Source organism: Phytohabitans maris, from assembly GCF_031085175.1.
In the GTDB taxonomy this organism is placed as follows: domain Bacteria; phylum Actinomycetota; class Actinomycetes; order Mycobacteriales; family Micromonosporaceae; genus Phytohabitans; species Phytohabitans maris.
In genome coordinates this window covers 68,008-86,017 of sequence record NZ_JAVHUY010000025.1, presented here as the reverse complement: position 1 = coordinate 86,017, position 18,010 = coordinate 68,008, and the positions used below count along the sequence as shown (strand labels likewise).

The following is an 18,010-nucleotide window of genomic DNA, read 5'->3' as shown; positions in this document are numbered from 1 at the left end:
CGTGGAGGTCTCATATGTCTGTCCAGCCGACCCGCGCCGACAAGTTCTCCTTCGGCCTCTGGACCGTGGGCTGGCCGGCCCGCGATCCCTTCGGTGACGCCACCCGCGCTCCCCTCGACCCGATCGAGGCCGTGCACAAGCTGACCGAGCTGGGCGCCTACGGCATGACGTTCCACGACGACGACCTCGTGCCGTTCGGCGCCGACAACGCCAGCCGTGACGAGGTCATCTCCCGCTTCCGCAAGGCGCTCGACGAGACCGGCCTGGTCGTCCCGATGGTCACCACCAACCTGTTCACCCACCCGGTGTTCAAGGACGGCGGCTTCACCAGCAACGACCGCTCGGTCCGGCGCTACGCGCTGCGCAAGGTGCTGCGCAACATCGACCTGGCCGCCGAGATCGGCGCGCAGACGTTCGTCATGTGGGGCGGCCGCGAGGGCGCGGAGTACGACGCGGCCAAGGACGTGCGGGCCGCGCTCGACCGCTACCGGGAGGCCGTCGACACGCTCGCGCAGTACGTGATCGACCGTGGCTACGGCCTGCGCTTCGCCCTGGAGCCCAAGCCCAACGAGCCGCGCGGCGACATCCTGCTGCCGACGGTGGGGCACGCGCTCGCGTTCATCGCCAGCCTCGACCACGGCGACATGGTCGGCCTCAACCCCGAGGTGGGCCACGAGCAGATGGCCGGGCTCAACTTCGCGCACGGCATCGCCCAGGCGCTCTGGGCCGGCAAGCTCTTCCACATCGACCTCAACGGGCAGCGCGGCATCAAGTTCGACCAGGACCTGGTCTTCGGCCACGGCGACCTGCTCAACGCGTTCGCGCTGGTCGACCTGCTGGAGCACGGCGGCCCGGACGGCGCCCCGGCGTACGAGGGGCCGCGCCACTTCGACTACAAGCCGTCCCGCACCGAGGACTATGCGGGCGTGTGGGAGTCGGCCAAGGCCAACATGCGGATGTACCTGCTGCTCAAGGAGCGCACCACGGCGTTCCGGGCGGATCCCGAGGTGCGGGAGGCGCTCGCCGCCGCCAAGGTGGCCGAGCTGTCCCAGCCCACGCTCGGCGCGGGCGAGACGGTCGCCGACCTCTTGGCCGACCGCACCGCCTGGGAAGACTTCGACCCGGACGCCAAGGGCGCCCAGGGCTACGGCTTCGTCCGCCTCAACCAGCTGATGGCCGACCACGCGCTCGGCGCCCGCTGAGGCCTGACCCACCCGGTCGGGGTCCCGCACGGGCCCCGGCCGGCACCGTCGAAAGGGGAGGGACGGCATGCTCGTCGCGGGAGTGGATTCGTCGACGCAGTCGTGCAAGGTGGTTGTCCGGGACGCGCAGACCGGTGTGCTCGTTCGGGAGGGGCGGGCCTCGCATCCGGACGGGACCGAGGTGGATCCCGCAGCCTGGTGGGCGGCGCTCTCCACGGCGATCTCCGCGGCCGGCGGGCTCGATGACGTGGCGGCGGCCTCGGTGGCGGGGCAGCAGCACGGCATGGTCTGCCTCGACGAGGGCGGCGAGGTGGTGCGGCCGGCCCTGCTCTGGAACGACACCCGCTCCGCCGGCGCGGCCACCGAGCTGATCGAGGAGCTGGGCGGCGGCAAGGCGTGGGCGGACGCGGTCGGGCTGGTGCCGGTGGCCTCGTTCACCATCACCAAGCTGCGCTGGCTGGCCAGCAACGAGCCGGCCAACGCCGAGCGCACCGCCGCCGTCTGCCTGCCGCACGACTGGCTGACCTGGAAGCTGGCCGGTGCCGGGAGCCTCGACGCGCTGCGCACCGACCGCAGCGACGCCAGCGGCACCGGCTACTGGTCGACGCCCACCGGGGAGTACCGCCTCGACCTGCTCCGGCGGGCGTTCGGGCGGGAGCCGCTGGTGCCCGAGGTGCTCGGCCCGACCGGTGTCGCCGGCAGCCTGCCGAACGGCGCTCCGCTCGGCCCGGGCGCGGGTGACAACGCCGCGGCCGCGCTGGGCGCCGGCGCGCTTCCCGGCGACGTGCTGGTCTCGATCGGCACGTCGGGTACGGCGTTCAGCGTCGCGGAAAAGCCGGCCGCCGACCCGAGCGGCACGGTCGCCGGATTCGCCGACACCACCGGGCGCTTCCTGCCCCTGGTCGCCACGCTCAACGCGGCCCGGGTACTGGACGCGGTCGCGGCGCTGCTCGGCGTCGACCATCCCGCGCTGTCCCGGCTGGCGCTGAGCGCACCACCCGGGGCCGGCGGGCTCTGCCTCGTGCCGTACCTGGAGGGCGAGCGCACCCCCAACCGTCCGAACTCGACCGGCGCCCTGCACGGGCTGACGCTCGGCACCTCCACCCCGGCCCACCTGGCCCGGGCGGCGGTGGAGGGCATGCTCTGCGCGCTCGCCGACGGCCTCGACGCCCTGGTGGCGCAGGGTGCGGTGGTCAACCGGGTGATCCTGGTCGGCGGCGGCGCCCGCTCCGAGGCGGTACGCCGGATCGCGCCCGAGGTCTTCGGCGCTCCCGTGGTCGTGCCGCCCCCGGGTGAGTATGTGGCCGACGGCGCCGCTCGCCAGGCCGCCTGGGTCGCGCTCGGCGGCGACGAGCCACCGGCCTGGTCCACGGGCGCGGTCGAGGCGTACGAGGGCGAGGCGGTCCCGGCGATCCGCGACCGGTACGCCGAGGCGCGCGAACACGTGATCGACCGAACCGCTTGATCAACGGGCGCGGCGGTGCACCGGCGGGTTACCGTCGATGGGTATGACCGCGCTGGGCGACACCGAGCAGACCGCCGGCGGCGACTCGCCGCCGGCGGTACACGCGCGGGCGGTCGCGCTCACCGAATACCTGCTGGCCGTCCGCGCCCTGCTGGAAAAGCCGGTGCGGGCCGTGCCGGCCGCCGACGCGTTCTGGCAGGACGACCTGCCGGCCCACGTCGAGTGCGGGGTCGGCCCGTTCAAGCCGGGCGGCAGCTGGCTGCGGGTCGGCCGGCCGGACCCGCCCGACCCGCCCTCGATCCCCACCCCGCTCCTGCGCCACCTGGTCTGGGACCTCTCGACGGTGTCGCCGCCCACGATCGGCGAGGTCGCGCCCGAGGTGGAGACCGCGTTCACCGAGTGGCGCGACGGCCAGTGGGAGCCGTGGGCCCGCGAGCACCAGCTCGCCGAGGTGACCCGCCGGCTGCACGACCGCCTCTACGACCTGCGGTACCGGGTCGACATCGACGCCGCCCGGGTCGAGCTGGTCTGGGGCCACCTGGTCCTGCGCCACCGCGACATCCACTACCCGCTGCTGGCCACGCCGGTCGCGATCGAGTACGACCCGGACTCCACCACCGTCTCGGTGACCCCGCAGGGCCCGCCACGCATCCAGGTCGACGCGCTCGGCGACCTCGACGGGCGCCGGGTGGCCGACCTGCTCGACCTCGGCGGCACCGGCGGCCAGGTCGACATCGACCCGTGGGACGCGGCCGAACGGCTCGACTTCGCCCGCCGCGCCACCCGCCGGCTCGGCCTGGAGCCGGACACCGTCGTCGACACCGGCGTCCTGTTCGTCCGGCCGCGCCAGCGCATGGTCCGCCGCTTCCTCGAAGCCCTGCGCGAGCGGTTGACCGGCGGGAGCCTCGAGGTCGGCGCGCTCGCCGGGGTGCTCGCCCACGAGCCGAGCCGGTTGCGCATGCCCGACGACGACGCGGAGGCCTGGGACCGCACCAGCGAGCGGCTGCTGATGCCGATGGCCACCAACGACGCGCAGGAGTCGATCGCCCGCCGGCTGGCCGCCCACCGCAACGTCGCCGTGCAGGGTCCACCCGGCACCGGCAAGACGCACACGATCCGCAACCTCATCTGCCACCTGGTCGCGCACGGCAAGCGGGTGCTCGTGCTCGCCCAGAAGGAGGACCCGCTGCGGGTGCTCCGCGACGGGCTGCCCGAGGAGATCCAGCCGCTCTGCCTGGCGGTGCTCGGCCGCTCCGCCGACCAGCTCGTGCAGCTGCAGGTCGCCGCCCGCGAGCTCGCCGACCGCGCGGCCACATTGGACAGTGAGGCGGAGGCGGCCTGGGTGCGTCAGCTGGTCGCCGAGGTGGCGGCGGCCGAGGAGGGGTTCGCGGCCGCCCGGGCCGAGCTGCTCGCCGCGGCCGAGCGGGAGGCCCGCCGCTACGACGGGCGCAGCGCCGGCGAGGTCGGCGAGTGGCTGCGCCGGCACGAGGCCGACGCGCTGGTCCCGGACCCGATCCCGCCGGGCACGCCGCCGCCGCTGGAGGCCGCCGAGTTCGCCGTACTCGCCGATCTCGCGCGGCGGCTGACCGCCGCCGACCGCGCCGCCGCGCTCGGACCCCTGCCCGCCGATGGCCAGCTTCCGACCGGGGAAGCGGTCGCCGCGCGGAGGGACGCGCTGCGCGACGCACGCAAGGTGGTCGACGCGCTGCGAGACCGCGGCATGGCCATAGCGGGAGTACGCGAACACGGGCCCACGGTCGTCGACGAGCTGGCCGCCGCCCTGCGCGGGGCGGCCGACGAGCTGACCCGCCGCGAGGGGAGCTGGACCGACCGCCTCGGCCAGCTGATCCGCGACCCGAGCTGGCGCGCGGTGTGGGACGGCCACGTGGCCGCCTGCCAGCAGCTCCTCGGCGAGCTGGGGCAGCGCACCGCGTTCGTGGCCGGGCGGCGGGTCACGATCCCCGAGCCGTACTCGACGCAGCCCCGCCGCCTGCTCTCCCAGCTCTCCGAGATCCGCGCCCGGTACGCGGCCGGCAAGGCGGTGCGCCGACTCACCCACGCCGAGCTGGCCCGGCTCGTGTCCGAGGTACAGGTAGACGGCGAGCCGCTGCGCACCACCGACGACGTCGACCTCGTGGTGGCCACCGTGGAGCGCGAGCAGTTGCGGCAGCAGCTCGCCGCCCGGTGGGACGAGTGGCGCACGCGGCTCGACGTGCCCGTGCCGACCTCCACAGTGGACGCCGCCGCTCCGCCGTCCTCCCGCGGCGTTTCGCCGGGCGGGCGCGGCGTTTCGCCCGGCGGGCCTGGTGCTTCGCTGGACGCGCGCGGTGCTTCGCCGGACGGCCGCGGCGTTTCGCCGGGCGGGCGTGGCGTTTCGCCGGGCGGGCGTGGCGTTTCGCCGGGCGGGCGTGGCGGGGAGCCGGAGCTGTGGGCGGGGCGGCTGCTCTCCTCGGCCGTGTCCGCGCTGGAGTGGGAGAGCCACCGCTGGCCGGAGCTGCACGCGACGCTGGTCACCGTGTTCCCCCGCTGCCCCCGCGACGTGGACGCCCGGCAGATCGCCGAGCTGGCCGGTGCGGTCGAGGCCGCCGGCAACGTCCTGCTCGCCGACCGGCTGGAGGCCGAGCGGGCCGCGATGGCCGAGTGGCTGCACCGGTTCGCGCCCGAGTCGCCACAGATCCAGGCGCTCGCCGCCGCCTGGGACCGCGACGACCTCGCCGGCTGGGACGCGGCGCTGGCCGAGATCCGTCGACTGTGGACACTGCGGCCGGACGCCACCCGCTACGCCGCCCTACACGCCCGCCTCGCCGCCGTAGCCCCGCAGTGGGCCGCCGCGATCGACGCGGCCGCCACCTCCGTCGGCGGCGCCGGCGCGACTTCTCCGGGCGGCACCGCTGCGGCTGCGTCCGGCGGCGCCGGCGCGGCTTCTTGTGGCAGCGCTGGTGCTGCCGGGCCCGCGGCTTCCTCCGGCGGTGCTGCCGCGGGCGCCGCTTTCCCCGGCGGAGCCGGTGCCGCCCCCGGCGCGGCTTCTTCGGGCGGCACTGCTTCCGCCGGCGCGAGCGGGGCGGCTTCCTTCGACGGCGCGGGAGCGCTCCGGGCGTGGCAGTGGCGGCAGGCGCAGACCTGGTTCGACGAGGTGGTCGGCGATGTCGACGGCGCCGATTTCGGGCGCCGGCTGGAGCGGGCCCGCGACCAGATCCGCCGGCTCACCGGTGACCTGGTCGTCACCTCGGCCTGGCTGGAGGTGGCGCTCTCCCTCGACGACCGGCGCAAGGCGGCCCTCGCCGACTGGACCGCCGCGCTCCGCAAGATCGGCAAGGGCACCGGCAAGAGCGCCGCGCACTGGCAGGCCGCCGCCCAGCGGGCCATGTCCGAGGCGGTCACCGCCGTACCGGTCTGGATCATGTCGATCGACCGGGCGCTGGAGCAGTTCCCGGGGCACGCGCCGGTCTTCGACGTGGTGATCGTCGACGAGGCGTCCCAGGCAGACCTCTTCGCGCTGCCGGTGCTCACCCTCGCCCGCCGCGCGGTCGTGGTCGGCGACGACCAGCAGATCGGCCCGCAGCTCGTCGGCGTGCCGACCGACCGGGTCAACGCGCTGGTCGCCACCCACCTGCACCCGGCCGGAGTGCCGTCGGCGGAGCACTTCGACACCGAGAGCAGCCTCTACGACCACGCCGTACGCCGCTCGCCGCAGCGCATCCTGCTCACCGAGCACTTCCGCAGCGTGCCCGAGATCATCGGCTTCTCCAGCGCCGTCTACTACGACGGCAAGATCCAGCCGCTCCGCGCCGCCCGCAGCGGCCTCGACCGCTCGGTGGTGGCCGAGCACGTGCCGGACGGCAAGCGGGTGACGCTCCCCGAGTACGGCGAGGTCAACATCGCCGAGGCGGAGGCCCTGGTCGCCCGGGTGGCGGCGATCGTGGCCGACCCCACCTACACCGGGCACACGCTCGGCGTGGTCAGCCTGCTGTCGGGCAGCGGGCAGGCGGCGTACCTCCAGCACCGGCTCCGCGAGGAGATCGGCCCCGAAGAGCTGGAGCGCCGCGAGCTGCGGGTCGGCGACCCGTACACGTTCCAGGGCGACGAGCGCGACGTGGTGCTCGCCTCGATGGTGGTCTCCTCGGCGGACGCCGCGATCGGCGCGTTCACCAAACGCGACTTCCACCGCCGCATCAACGTCGCCGCCTCCCGGGCCCGCGACCAGATGTGGCTCTTCCACTCCGTCACCCTCGCCGACCTGCACCCCGACGACGCCCGCGCGGCGCTGCTCGCGTACGCCCAGCGCCCGCCCGCGCCCCCCGAGGTGGGTGGCGAGCCGGCGACCGAGTTCCAGCGCGCGGTGCACCGCCGGCTGGTCGCGGCCGGGCTGCGCGCGGTGCCCCAGTTCCGGATCGGCACGTTCAAGGTCGACTTCATGGTCGCCGCCCCGGACGGCCGCCGCCTGGCCATCGAGTGCGACGGCGACACCTACCACGGCGCCGAGGCGTTCGCCCACGACCTGCGCCGCCAGGCCATCCTGGAGCGGGTCGGCAACTGCGTCTTCGTACGCCTGCGGGCCAGCGTCTTCCACCGCGACCCGGAGGCCGCGATGCGCCCGGTCTGGGACCGCGCCGGCGAGCTCGGCCTGGTCCTCACCAAGGGAGCGGCGGGGTCGCTCGGGGCGGGTCGGCCGTAGGGACAAGTCGCGATCACTGACCGGCCGCCGGGTCGGTCGGGCCCTGCTGACCATCACGGTGGGTTACGGAGACTTGGGCACAGGACCGGTCATGCTCCTCAAGACGCGCGACGGCGTGGTCTTCGGCCAGGTGTCCCGGGCGGTCCGCCGCGCGATCGAGTCCCGGCCGCACCGCCTGCCCTAGACTCCCCGGAAATCCATGATCAAGCTCGGCCGGCGTGGCGCTACCTCTTCGTTATCTTGCGCTGGTTGTGTGCGGTCATGAGCAGCGGCGGGCGGGGGCACCGGATCTACAGCGTCGCCGTCTTCGTGGTGCTCGCCTCGCTCGACAACGTGGCGATCGGGCTCGTGCCGCCGCTCTACGGCAGCATCAGCGACTCGTTCGGGGTGGCCGAGAGCGCCATCGGCCTGGTCACCGCGATCACCTTCCTGGTCAGCGCGGTCGCCGCCGTCGCCTGGGCGTACACGGGGGATCGGCACCACCGCAAGCCGCTGCTCATGGTGGGGACGCTGGTCTGGGCGGCGGGCGCGGCCGGCACGGCGGTGAGCGGCGGCTACGCCGCGTTCTTCGCCGCCCAGATCATCGCCGCGGTCGGGCTGGGCGCGATCGCCTCGGTCGGCTTCTCGGTGGTCAGCGACCTGATCGCGCCCCGCCACCGCGGGCTGGTGATGAGCTTCTGGGGACTGTCGCAGGGGATCGGCACGCTCGCCGGCACGCTGGTCGGCGGGTTGCTCGGGCGGCACGACTGGCGGGTGCCGTTCCTCGTGCTCACCGTGGTCGGGCTGGCGGCCACGCTGGCGTACGTCTTCACCTACGACGTGCGGCGCGGCCAGAGCGACCCCGAGCTCGCCGGGGTGATCGCGCACGGCGGGGAGTACGACTACCGGATCAGCCGCGCCGACCTGCCCGGCATCCTGCGCCGGCGGACCAACTTCTGGCTGGTGCTCCAGGGCCTGACCGCGCAGGTGGCGTTCGGGTCGCTGGTGTGGCTGCCGGTGCTCTTCCGGGAGCGGGCCGAGCAGCAGGGGTACAGCGACGACACCGCGATCGTGGTGGGGAGCGTCTTCGCCACGCTGTTCCAGCTCGGGGCGGGCTTCTCCATCATCGGCGGGCTGGTCGGCGACCGGCTGCAGCGGCGCGACCCCGGTGGGCGGGCCATGGTGGCGGCGGTCGGCATCCTTGCCGCCGTACCGCTGTACCTCGTGCTCTTCTTCGTGCCGATCCGCATCGACGTTCCCGACGGCGCCGGCGCCGGCGCGGCGGTCCGGGCCGTACTGTCCAGCGTGGTGACCGAGCCGACCGTGGGGCTGAGCCTGCTCACCGCGCTGGTCGCGCTGGCGCTGACCTCGGCCAACTCGCCGAACTGGTACGCGCTCATCGCCGACGTCAACCCGCCCGAGCACCGCGGCACCGTGTACAGCCTGGGCAACCTCACCAACGGCGCGGGCCGCGCGGTCGGCAACGGCCTGGCCGGTGTCGCCTTCCGGGCCCTGCAGGGCCCGTTTCCGCCGCCGCTGAACTACGCGGTCGGGCTCGCTTTCTTCCAGCTCTTCTTCATCCCCACCGGCCTCATGTACTGGCGGGCCTCCCGCAGCTCGCCGGCGGACATCGCCACCGTCCACGAACTGCTGGAGGCCCGCGCCGAGCGGAGGGAGCCGGCTACACCGCGGCCCACACCGTGACGTCGGTCGGCACCGTGCCGTCGGCGGCGAGCGGCTCGCTGCTGATCAGCGGACGGGCGCCGGTGGGCAGTGGGGCCGGGGTACCGCCGAAGTTGGTCAGCACGTAGACGTCGCCGTTTTGCAGGGCCAGCACGCCGTCGGGGCCCTCGGTCCAGCTGAGCGAGCCGCCGCCGAGCCCGTGCTGGGCCCGCAGGCGCAGCGCCGCCCGGTACAGCTCGTATGTCGAGCCGGGCACCCCGCGCTGCTTGTCGAGCGCGAGGTCGGCCCAGACCGGTGGCTGGGGGAGCCAGGTGCGCTCGGACGGGCCGAACCCGTACGACGGGGCGTGGCTCTCCCACGGGATCGGCACCCGGCAGCCGTCGCGCCCCTTCTGCTCGCCGTGGGTGCGCCGAAACATCGGGTCCTGGCGGGCTTCGTCGGGCATCGTGGTGTGGTCGGGCAGTCCCAGCTCCTCGCCCTGGTACAGGTAGGCCGAGCCGGGCAGGGCGAGCATCAGCAGCGTCGCCGCGCGGGCCCGGCGCAGGCCGAGCACCGGGTCCGGCTGCGGGTCGCCGGCGCCGATGCCGCGCGGGCGCATGGTGCCGATCGGCAGGCCGAGGCGGGAGGCGTGGCGGAGCACGTCGTGGTTGGAGAGCACCCACGTCGTCGGCGCGCCGACCGTGCCGTTGGCCTCCAGCGAGCGGCTGATCACCTCGAACTGGGCAGCCGCGGTCCAGGCGGCCTCCAGGTACTCGAAGTTGAACGCCTGGTGCATCTCGTCGGGGCGCACGTACGCCGCGAGCCGCTCGGACGGTGACACCCACGCCTCGGCGACGAGGATCCGCTCGCCCGGATACTCGTCCAGCACCCGCCGCCAGTCGCGGTAGACGTCGTGTACGCCGTCCTGGTCCCACATCGGCGGCCGGATGCCCTCCATGGCGGGGCCGGAGAGCGGCTCGACCGGGTAGTGCCAGTCGGCGAGGTCGGCCTGCTTGATCAGGCCGTGCGCCACGTCGACCCGGAAGCCGTCGACGCCGCGGTCGAGCCAGAACCGCAGGACGTCACGGAACTCGGCGCGCACCTCGGGGTGGTCCCAGTTGAGGTCGGGCTGCCCCGCGTCGAACAGGTGCAGGTACCACTCGCCGTCGGGCACCTGGGTCCAGGCAGGCCCGCCGAACGTGCTCTGCCAGTTGTTGGGCTTGTGCGGGCGGAAGACGTAGCGGGCCCGCTCCGGGCTGCCCGGGCCGGCGGCGAGCGCGGCCTTGAACCACGGGTGCTCGCTGGAGGTGTGGTTGGGCACCAGGTCGACGATCACCCGCAGCCCCCGCTCGCGAGCCGCGGCGAGGAGCTTGTCGGCGTCGTCGAGGCGGCCGAAGATGGGATCCACGTCCCGGTAGTTGGACACGTCGTAGCCGGCATCCGCCTGCGGCGAGGGGTAGAAGGGCGAGAGCCAGACGGCGTCGACACCGAGATCGACGAGGTGGTCGAGTCTCGCGGTGATGCCGGGCAGGTCGCCGATCCCGTCGCCGTTGGAGTCGGCGAAGGAGCGCGGGTAGATCTGGTAGATGACCGCGTCGCGCCACCAGTCGTTGGTGCGGGGTCCCCGCGTAGACGTGGAGCGCAGCGGAGCGTCTTCGTGGGGTGCGATCCACTCAGGCATCGTTCTAGTTTGCCCGAGGTGGCGCGGTCGATTCGCGGACGATCAAGCGAGTTGGCAGGATCACGGTTTCCTCTCCCGGGTAGTCGCCGCCGGTCAGCGGAGTAAGAAGGACGTTTGCCGCCAGGCGGCCCTGCTCGGCCGCGGGCTGGGCCACGGTTGTGAGCCCTACCACACCGGCCAGGTCATGGTCGTCTATGCCGATCACGCTGACGTCGGCCGGCACCTTGAGCCCCGCCTGCCGCAGCCCCGCCATCGCGCCCATCGCGATCTCGTCGCAGGCCGCGAAGATCGCCGTCGGCGGGGTGCCGCGCCGCAGCAGCTCGGCCACCGCGCGCTCGCCGCCGGCGACGGTGAACTCCTCCTCGACGTCGAGCGCGGGGTCGGGCGTGATGCCGGCGGCGCCGAGCGCCTCGCGGTAACCGCGCCGGCGGTCGATGTGGGTGGTGAAGGCCAGCTCGTCGGCGGGATCGCCGGAGATGTGCGCGATCCGGCGGTGGCCGCACTCGATCAGGTGGGTGGTCGCGGTCCGCGCGGCCGCGACGTCGTCGATCCGGATGCTCGGCCACCCGGGTACGCCGGTGCCGGAGCTGACCGTGACGCCGGGCAGGGCGAGGCTGGTGACCGCGTGGAGGTCCGGCCCCTGCAGCGGCGTGGCCACCAGCATCAGCGCGTCCACCCGCTTGTGCAGCGCGGCGGTGTACAGCAGCCGCTGCCGCTCGGTCTCGCTGCCGCCGAGGTTGTGCAGCAGCAGGTCGTACCCGCCCCGGTGGAGCGCCTCCTCGGCCGCCTCCACCACGGTCGCGAAGAACCACCGGGTGATCCGCGGCACGACCACCGCGACCGCTCCGGTCTTGCCGCCGGCGAGCCGGGACGCGCTGGGCGAGGCGGCGTAGCCAAGCTGGGCGGCGGCCGCGAGCACGCGGTCACGGGTCGCCTGGGAGACGGTGGGCAGGCCACGCAGGGCCCGGGAAACGGTGGCCGTCGATACGCCGGCCAGCCGCGCGACATCATCGATCTTCGTCACGCGCGCCCTCCTCGTGGGTGATCGCTGCGGGTGGGCGGCGCGGGCCCTGCTGGCTCGCTTCGCTCGCAGCGGCCGAGGCCGCCCACCCGCGTATGGCGTATCAGCCCTTCACGCTGCCGGTGAGGAGACCCCGGACGAAGTACCGCTGGAGGGAGAGGAAGACGATCAGCGGGATGACGATCGACACGAACGCGCCGGACGTCAGCCGTTGCCACTCGTTGCCGCGGGTGCCGGCCAGCTCCGCCAGCCGTACCGTCAGCGGGGCGGTCTCGTCTCCACCGCCGGCGAAGATGAGCGCCACGAGCAGGTCGTTCCAGACCCAGAGGAACTGGAAGATGGTCAGCGATGCCAGCGCCGGCGTGATCAGCGGCAGCACGATGGTGCGGAAGATCTTCGGGTGGCTGGCCCCGTCGACCCGCGCCGCCTCCATCAGCTCGCCGGGCAGCTGCGACACGAAGTTGTGCAGCAGGAACACGGCGAACGGCAGGGCGAAGCAGGTGTGCGCGAACCACACCTGGATGAACTTCTGCTCGTCTTCGAGCTGCCACGCCGGCATCAGCGTGATGCCGGCGAGCGAGACGCCGCGGGAGAAGAAGCTCAGCAGCGGTACGAGCGCCATCTGCAGCGGCACGATCTGCAGCGCGAAGATCCCTATGTAGATCCACTCCCGGCCGCGGAACTGGATCCAGGAGAGCGCGTACGCCGCCATCGCGGCGAACGCCACCGGAAACAGCACCGAGGGGATCGTGATGACCAGCGAGTTGACGAAGTAGTTGGCCAGCTGGCCGGAGGAGGCCGACTGTCCGAAGAGGACTTCGTTGTAGTTTTCCAGCGTCAGCTTCGGGTCGCTGAAGAACGTCCACCAGCCGGTCGTCTTGATCGCGTCCTCGGGGCGCAGCGACGAGATGAACAGGCCGAAGGTCGGCACCGTCCACAGCAGCGCGATGAGGATCGAGATGACCGTGGCCGCGCGGGTGTTGAGCCGCCGGCGGACCCGCCCGGCGACCGTCTTGGGCATCGCCTCGGCGGAGGTGGTGGCCGGGAGCACGGGAGTCGTGGTTGCCATGTCAGCCCTCCCGCTGCCGGCGCAGGTTGCGGATCTGGAAGATGACGATCGGGATCACCAGGATGAACAGGAACACGGCCAGCGCCGACCCCTGCCCGGTCTCCTGGTAGCGGAACGCCTGGTTGTACATCTCCAGCGCGATCACGTTCGTGTCGTAGTTGCCGTTGGTCATCGTGCGGACGATGTCGAAGATCTTCATCGTCGCCACGGTGATGGCGACGATCACGACGATCAGGGCGGGCCGGATGCTGGGGAGCGTGATCCGCCAGAACATCTGCCAGGCGGTGACCCCGTCCAGGCGCGCCGCCTCGACGATGTCGCCCGGGATCGCCTTGATCGCGGCCGAGAGGATCACCATGGCGAAGCCGGCCTGGATCCACACCATCACCACGATCAGCAGCAGCGTGTTGAGCGGCGACTCGAGCAGCCACTGCTGCGGGGTGCCGCCCAGCCAGACGACGATCTGGTTGAGCAGGCCGATCTGGTCCTGCCCCTCGCCGCGGTACGCGTACACGAAGCGCCAGATGATGCTCGCGCCGACGAACGAGATGGCCATCGGCAGGAAGATCAGCGACTTGGCCACCGCCTCGAAGCGGGCCCGGTCGACCATCACCGCGTAGAGGAGCCCGACCGTGGTCGCCACCAGCGGCACCAGCACGACCCAGAGAAGGCTGTTCCACAGCACGTTGAGGATGTCGCCGTTGCTGAACAGCCAGCCGTAGTTGGAAAGGCCCACCCACTCCGAGCCGTCGCCGTTCTTCAGCGACAGCACGAGCGTGCGGACCACCGGTACCACCAGCCCGATCAGCAGCAACACCACGACCGGGAGGAGGAAGAAGAACGCGTACCCGAACTCACGGGGCTTGCGCAGTCGGCCCGAGGGTGGCGCCGGTACGTCGCCCGCGGCGACCGCGATGAGCTGGCGCTCGCGCCGCCGGGCGAAGTAGGTGGGTACGACGTCGAGCAGCAGCAGGAGCCCACCGACGACCACCGCGAACGCGACGAGGCCGTACACCAGTACGGTGAGCTTGGGGGAAATATCCGCGAAGTCCATCCGCCCTCCCGAGGGGGATCGGCCGGGGCCGCCCCCGCACCCCGGGGGGGGGGGGCCGGCGGGGGGGGGGTTGGCGGGGGGTTCAGGGTGCGGTTGGGCCAACACACCCCCACGGCAACCCGCCCCCGGGGGGGGGCGGGGCGGCCCCCCCCCACCCCCCGGGGGTGGGCCCGGCCGGCTATGCGTTACTTCCAGGAGCTCTCGACGCTGGAGAGCACGCTGGCGGTGTCCTTACCGTTGATCCAGTCGACCATCCCCCGCCACAGGGTGCCGGCACCGACGGCCGACGGCATCAGGTCGGAACCGTCGAACCGGAGCACCTTGCTCTGGTCCTGGAGGATCTGGACCGACAGCTTGTCGATCGGGTTGCTGAAGTTGTTGATGTCCGCGCCCCGGTTGCCCGAGACCCAGTTGCCGAGCTTGGCCCGGGAGTTGGCGTACTCGGGCGTGGCCAGGTAGTTCTGCACCGCCTGGACCTCGGGACGGTCGGCGAACGCGACGGTGAACTCACCGGCCGCGAGCACCGGCTCGCCCTTGCTCGGGTCGACGGCCGGGAAGTAGAAGGCGAACACGTCGCCGTCTTCGGCCACCTTGGTGCCCTGCGGCCACTGGTTGGCGTAGAAGGACGCCTGGCGGTGCAGGTAGCACTTGTCGTCCAGGATCGGCAGGCCCGCCTCCTGGAACGAGGTGGTCGAGATGCTCTTCACGGGGCCGAACCCGGCGTTGACGAACTTGTCGCTCTTGAGGATCTCGCCGGCCTTGTCGAGCGCGGTGGCGACCTTCGGGTCGTTGAACGGGATCTGGTGGGTGACCCACTGGTCGTAGACCTCGGGCGTCTGCGTGCGCAGCATGAGGTCTTCCAGCCAGTCGGTAGCCGGCCAGCCGGTGGCGTCACCGGACTCGATGCCCGCGCACCACGGCTTTTCACCGCTGTCCGCGATCTTGTTGCTGAGCGCGATCAGCTCGTCCCACGTCTTGGGGACCGTGTAGCCCTTTTCCTGGAACGTCTTCGGCGAGTACCACACGAAGGACTTCACGTTGGAGCCGAGCGGCGCCCCGTAGAACGTGCCGTTGACGGTGCTGTACTTCAGCCAGTCGGCCGGGTAGTTGGCCTCCGCCGACGCCTTGGTGTCGGCCGGCGCGGCCTTGAGCTTGCCGGCGTTGGCGAACGTGGCCAGCAGGCCGGGCTGGGGGATGAAGGCGATGTCCGGCGCGTTGCCGCCGTCCACGCGCACCTGCAGCTGCGCCTCGAACTCGCCGCTGCCTTCGTAGTCGATCTCGATACCGGTGCAGTCGGTGAACGACTCCCACGACTGCTCGAGCAGGTCGGCCTCCGTGTCGCGGATGGACGCGTAGATGGTGACCTTCTTGCCGTCGTTACCGCTGTACTTTTCGAAGGCGGAGCACTCCGCCGAGCTTCCGTTGCCACTTCCGCTTCCGCTGTCGTCCCCGCACGCGGTGGCGCTGAGCGCCAACCCGACCACGGTGGCGATCACGATGGCTTGGCGTCGTCTTGGAAAGACCGCCATGCCGTCCTCCTTCCTCGCCGGCACGGTGCGTTTGGCTCACGTGCCGGTCCCGACTAGGGGCGTGTACACATGTAAGCGCTTGCACGACCCATCGTCCAGGCTCTCCAGCAAAGAAGCCGTAACGATTAGGAAACGTCGGGAGCGCTTCCACTGCCGTCGAGGATGGCGGCGAACCGGCTCTCGGCGAGGTCGAGCTGGTCCATGATGTGGGCCTTGGCCGGCCCGGACAGCGGCGTGTCGGGCCGGCTGACCAGCTCCCGGAATACCGGCACGAGCGGCCGGTACTTCGTCGCCGAGCTGCGCACCTTCGGCCCGGTCGTGTGGATGACGCCCACGCCGTTGTCGGTGAAGTCGGACACCTTGATCACCCGTGCCCACGGGTCGCGGTCGAGGCTCTCCGCCACGTGTGCCCGGTACTGCTCGTGGCGGTCGCGGTCCGGGTCGTACGCCGGGTTGGTCACCGCGCGGACCAGGTCGGCGACCCGCGGGTTGAACCGCCGGGCCAGCTCGGCGAGCGCCGTCTCGGTGTCGCCGCCCAGCTCGTCGGGGTGGTCTTCGACCGCGTCATGCAGGAGCGCCGCCACGATCACGTCGATGTCGTCGACCCCGTAGTGCGACATGATCCGGATCGCGACCCGGAGCAGGTGGTTGAGGTACGGCTCGCGGACCCGGCGGTCGTCGCGGTGCAGGTGCGCGGCGAGCTCCAGTGCCTCGGTCAGCCGCTCCCGGTCGGGCGCGGGAAAGCGGGCGACCTCCAGGGCGAACCGCTGCCGCAGGCCGTCTTCCCCGTAGATCTCGGTGATCGCGTGCAGCGGCATGGTCGTGAGGTACGCCGGGGACGCCATGGGCTCCAGGTATACCGGATCACGCCAATTTCCACCGTCCCGTCTTCCGCTCGATGAAGCTTTCTGTCAAACTCCCGCGCATGTAGGAAGGTTTTCGACGCAGGAGGACATCGATGGCTCGACGCGCGTTCCGTCTCCTCGCCGTGACCGTCACCGCGGCCGCCGTGGTCGTCGTCGGGCCCGGCCCGGCGCAGGCCGCACCGGCGTTCAAGGTCCCGTTCCCTTGTGGACAGTCGTGGTCCGGTCAGACCCGCACCAACCACAGCCCCGCCAACGCCATCGACTTCAACCGCACCGACGACCAGGGCGACCCGGTCGTGGCCAGCGCGCCCGGCACGGTGGACCGGGTCACCGACCTGGGCGACACCAGCTACGGCAAGTACGTGCGGATCAACCACGGCAGCGGCTACACCACGTACTACGCGCACCTCAACGGCTTCAACGTCTCCGTTGGACAGACGGTGGGCTACGGCAGCGTCATCGGCTACGTCGGCACCACGGGCGGCTCGACCGGGCCGCACCTGCACTACGAGCAGCGCCTGGACGGCGCCGACATCCAGATCCGGTTCAACGGCGCGCTCGCGCTCTACTGGGGCACGAAGACGTACACGAGCGACAACGCCTGCTCGGGCGGAAACACCGGGTCCGGCACGGTCGACACGGCCGGCTCGCCGCTGACCGTCCGATCCGGACCCGGCACCGGCTACAGCGCGGTCGGCACCGTGGCCGACGGCGCCACCGTCACCATCTACTGCCAGACGGCCGGCACCACGGTCACCGGCACGTACGGCACGAGCGACATCTGGGACCGCATCGGCACCGACCGGTTCGTCTCCGACGCGTACGTCTACACCGGCTACGACGGCTACATCCCGAGCGTCCCCCGCTGCTGACCCTCGATCGCCCGGACAGCGCGCACCGACCAGGGGCGCTGTCCGAGTTGGACGGTCGGGTCCACCGGCGCCGGCCGGCCGGCGGCGCGGGAGGTGGGCCACCGGTCGTCGGCGAACTCCTCCTCGGTCATCGCCTGCAGCGCGCTGAACGCCACACCGATCAGCGTCACCGCGGCGAGCACCGTGATCGGCACGATCAGCAGCGACGGGCTGAGCCCTTCCACCCGGGTCTCGCCGGGCGTCCAGAGCCGTACCCGCATCGCGGCCATGCCAGCGTAGTGCATGCCGCAGACGCCGAGCCCGAGCACGAACGCGCCGGCGATGACCGCCGGCCAGCCGCGCACCGCGACGACCAGCCAGAGCGCCGCGGTCGCGCCCGCGACGGCGACGAGGGTGGAGACGCCGACGAGCGCGCCGTCGTACTCGATGCGGCCGGCCACCCGCACCGCGGCCATGGCGGTGTAGTGCATCGCGACCGCGCCGGCACCGATGAGCAGGCCGCCGAGGACGACGCGGCCACCGCTCGCCGGGCCACGGCCGGCGACGAAGAGGCCGGCGCCGGCGGTAACGACCGCGACGACGAGGCTGGCCATGGTGAGCCACGGGCTGTAGCGGACCGGGCTGTCCGGCACGTCGAAGCCGAACATGGCGGTGAAGTGCATGAGCCAGAGCGCCGCCCCGCCGATGGTGATCGCGGCGAGGACCAGCCAGCGGGTGCGCCGGCGGCGGTGCCGGGCCGCCCGCGCCCGGGCCGTGCAGACCAGACCGAGCAGCGAGCCGACAAACGCGATGAGGTACGCGACGATGGGGTTCACGGCCCCGTACGTCAGGTGATGGATCTGCGCCACACCAGTGATTGAGGCACGCCGCGGAGGCTGTCCAGGCGCACAGGTTGTGCGCCCCTTACAGAGATCTGGGCGACCCGCGGCCGTTGG

General features: G+C 72.5%; 12 protein-coding genes. 5 read left to right on the top strand and 7 right to left on the bottom strand.

Annotated elements, in window-relative coordinates:
* Positions 1-14: 14 nt before the first annotated feature.
* The 4 genes from xylA (at position 15) to RB614_RS25320 (ending at position 9,025) form a co-directional block, all read left to right on the top strand.
* Positions 15-1,202, top strand: coding sequence for a xylose isomerase (xylA, locus tag RB614_RS25335; protein ID WP_308715121.1), 1,188 nt, complete (start codon positions 15-17; stop codon positions 1,200-1,202).
* 67 nt (positions 1,203-1,269) lie between these two features.
* A complete protein-coding gene (gene xylB, locus RB614_RS25330; RefSeq protein ID WP_308715120.1) occupies positions 1,270-2,667 on the top strand; it encodes a xylulokinase in 1,398 nt (465 codons plus the stop codon).
* A gap of 43 nt (positions 2,668-2,710) precedes the next feature.
* A complete protein-coding gene (locus tag RB614_RS25325) occupies positions 2,711-7,342 on the top strand; it encodes an AAA domain-containing protein (RefSeq protein WP_308715119.1) in 4,632 nt (1,543 codons plus the stop codon).
* A 261-nt stretch (positions 7,343-7,603) separates the two neighbouring features.
* The gene (locus RB614_RS25320; protein WP_308715118.1) at positions 7,604-9,025 is read left to right on the top strand and encodes an MFS transporter; all 1,422 of its coding nucleotides are present in this window, start codon (positions 7,604-7,606) and stop codon (positions 9,023-9,025) included.
* On the opposite strand, the gene RB614_RS25315 is transcribed toward RB614_RS25320, so the two are convergent.
* From RB614_RS25315 to RB614_RS25290, 6 genes are all read right to left on the bottom strand, one after another.
* Positions 9,003-10,664: a glycoside hydrolase family 13 protein gene (locus tag RB614_RS25315; RefSeq protein WP_308715117.1), complete on the bottom strand. Its 1,662-nt coding sequence runs from the start codon at positions 10,662-10,664 to the stop codon at positions 9,003-9,005. The genes RB614_RS25320 and RB614_RS25315 overlap by 23 nt on opposite strands.
* A gap of 4 nt (positions 10,665-10,668) precedes the next feature.
* Positions 10,669-11,688: a LacI family DNA-binding transcriptional regulator gene (locus RB614_RS25310; protein ID WP_308715116.1), complete on the bottom strand. Its 1,020-nt coding sequence runs from the start codon at positions 11,686-11,688 to the stop codon at positions 10,669-10,671.
* Between the two features lie 100 nt (positions 11,689-11,788).
* On the bottom strand, positions 11,789-12,754 hold the full coding sequence (locus tag RB614_RS25305) for a carbohydrate ABC transporter permease (protein ID WP_308715115.1): 966 nt from the start codon (positions 12,752-12,754) through the stop codon (positions 11,789-11,791).
* A 1-nt stretch (position 12,755) separates the two neighbouring features.
* A complete protein-coding gene (locus RB614_RS25300; RefSeq protein ID WP_308715114.1) occupies positions 12,756-13,808 on the bottom strand; it encodes a carbohydrate ABC transporter permease in 1,053 nt (350 codons plus the stop codon).
* 185 nt (positions 13,809-13,993) lie between these two features.
* Positions 13,994-15,337 (bottom strand): ABC transporter substrate-binding protein, encoded by a 1,344-nt coding sequence (locus RB614_RS25295; protein WP_308715113.1) that lies wholly within the window; start codon positions 15,335-15,337, stop codon positions 13,994-13,996.
* Between the two features lie 125 nt (positions 15,338-15,462).
* A complete protein-coding gene (locus tag RB614_RS25290) occupies positions 15,463-16,182 on the bottom strand; it encodes an HD domain-containing protein (protein WP_308715112.1) in 720 nt (239 codons plus the stop codon).
* A gap of 113 nt (positions 16,183-16,295) precedes the next feature.
* On the opposite strand from RB614_RS25290, the gene RB614_RS25285 reads away from it, so the two are divergent.
* Entirely contained in the window at positions 16,296-17,075 is a 780-nt protein-coding gene (locus RB614_RS25285) for a peptidoglycan DD-metalloendopeptidase family protein (protein WP_308715111.1), read from the top strand.
* Here the strand turns inward: RB614_RS25285 and RB614_RS25280 are convergent.
* A complete protein-coding gene (locus RB614_RS25280; protein WP_308715110.1) occupies positions 17,048-17,923 on the bottom strand; it encodes an MHYT domain-containing protein in 876 nt (291 codons plus the stop codon). The two genes, RB614_RS25285 and RB614_RS25280, sit on opposite strands and share 28 nt — an antisense overlap.
* Between the last annotated feature and the right edge of the window lie 87 nt (positions 17,924-18,010).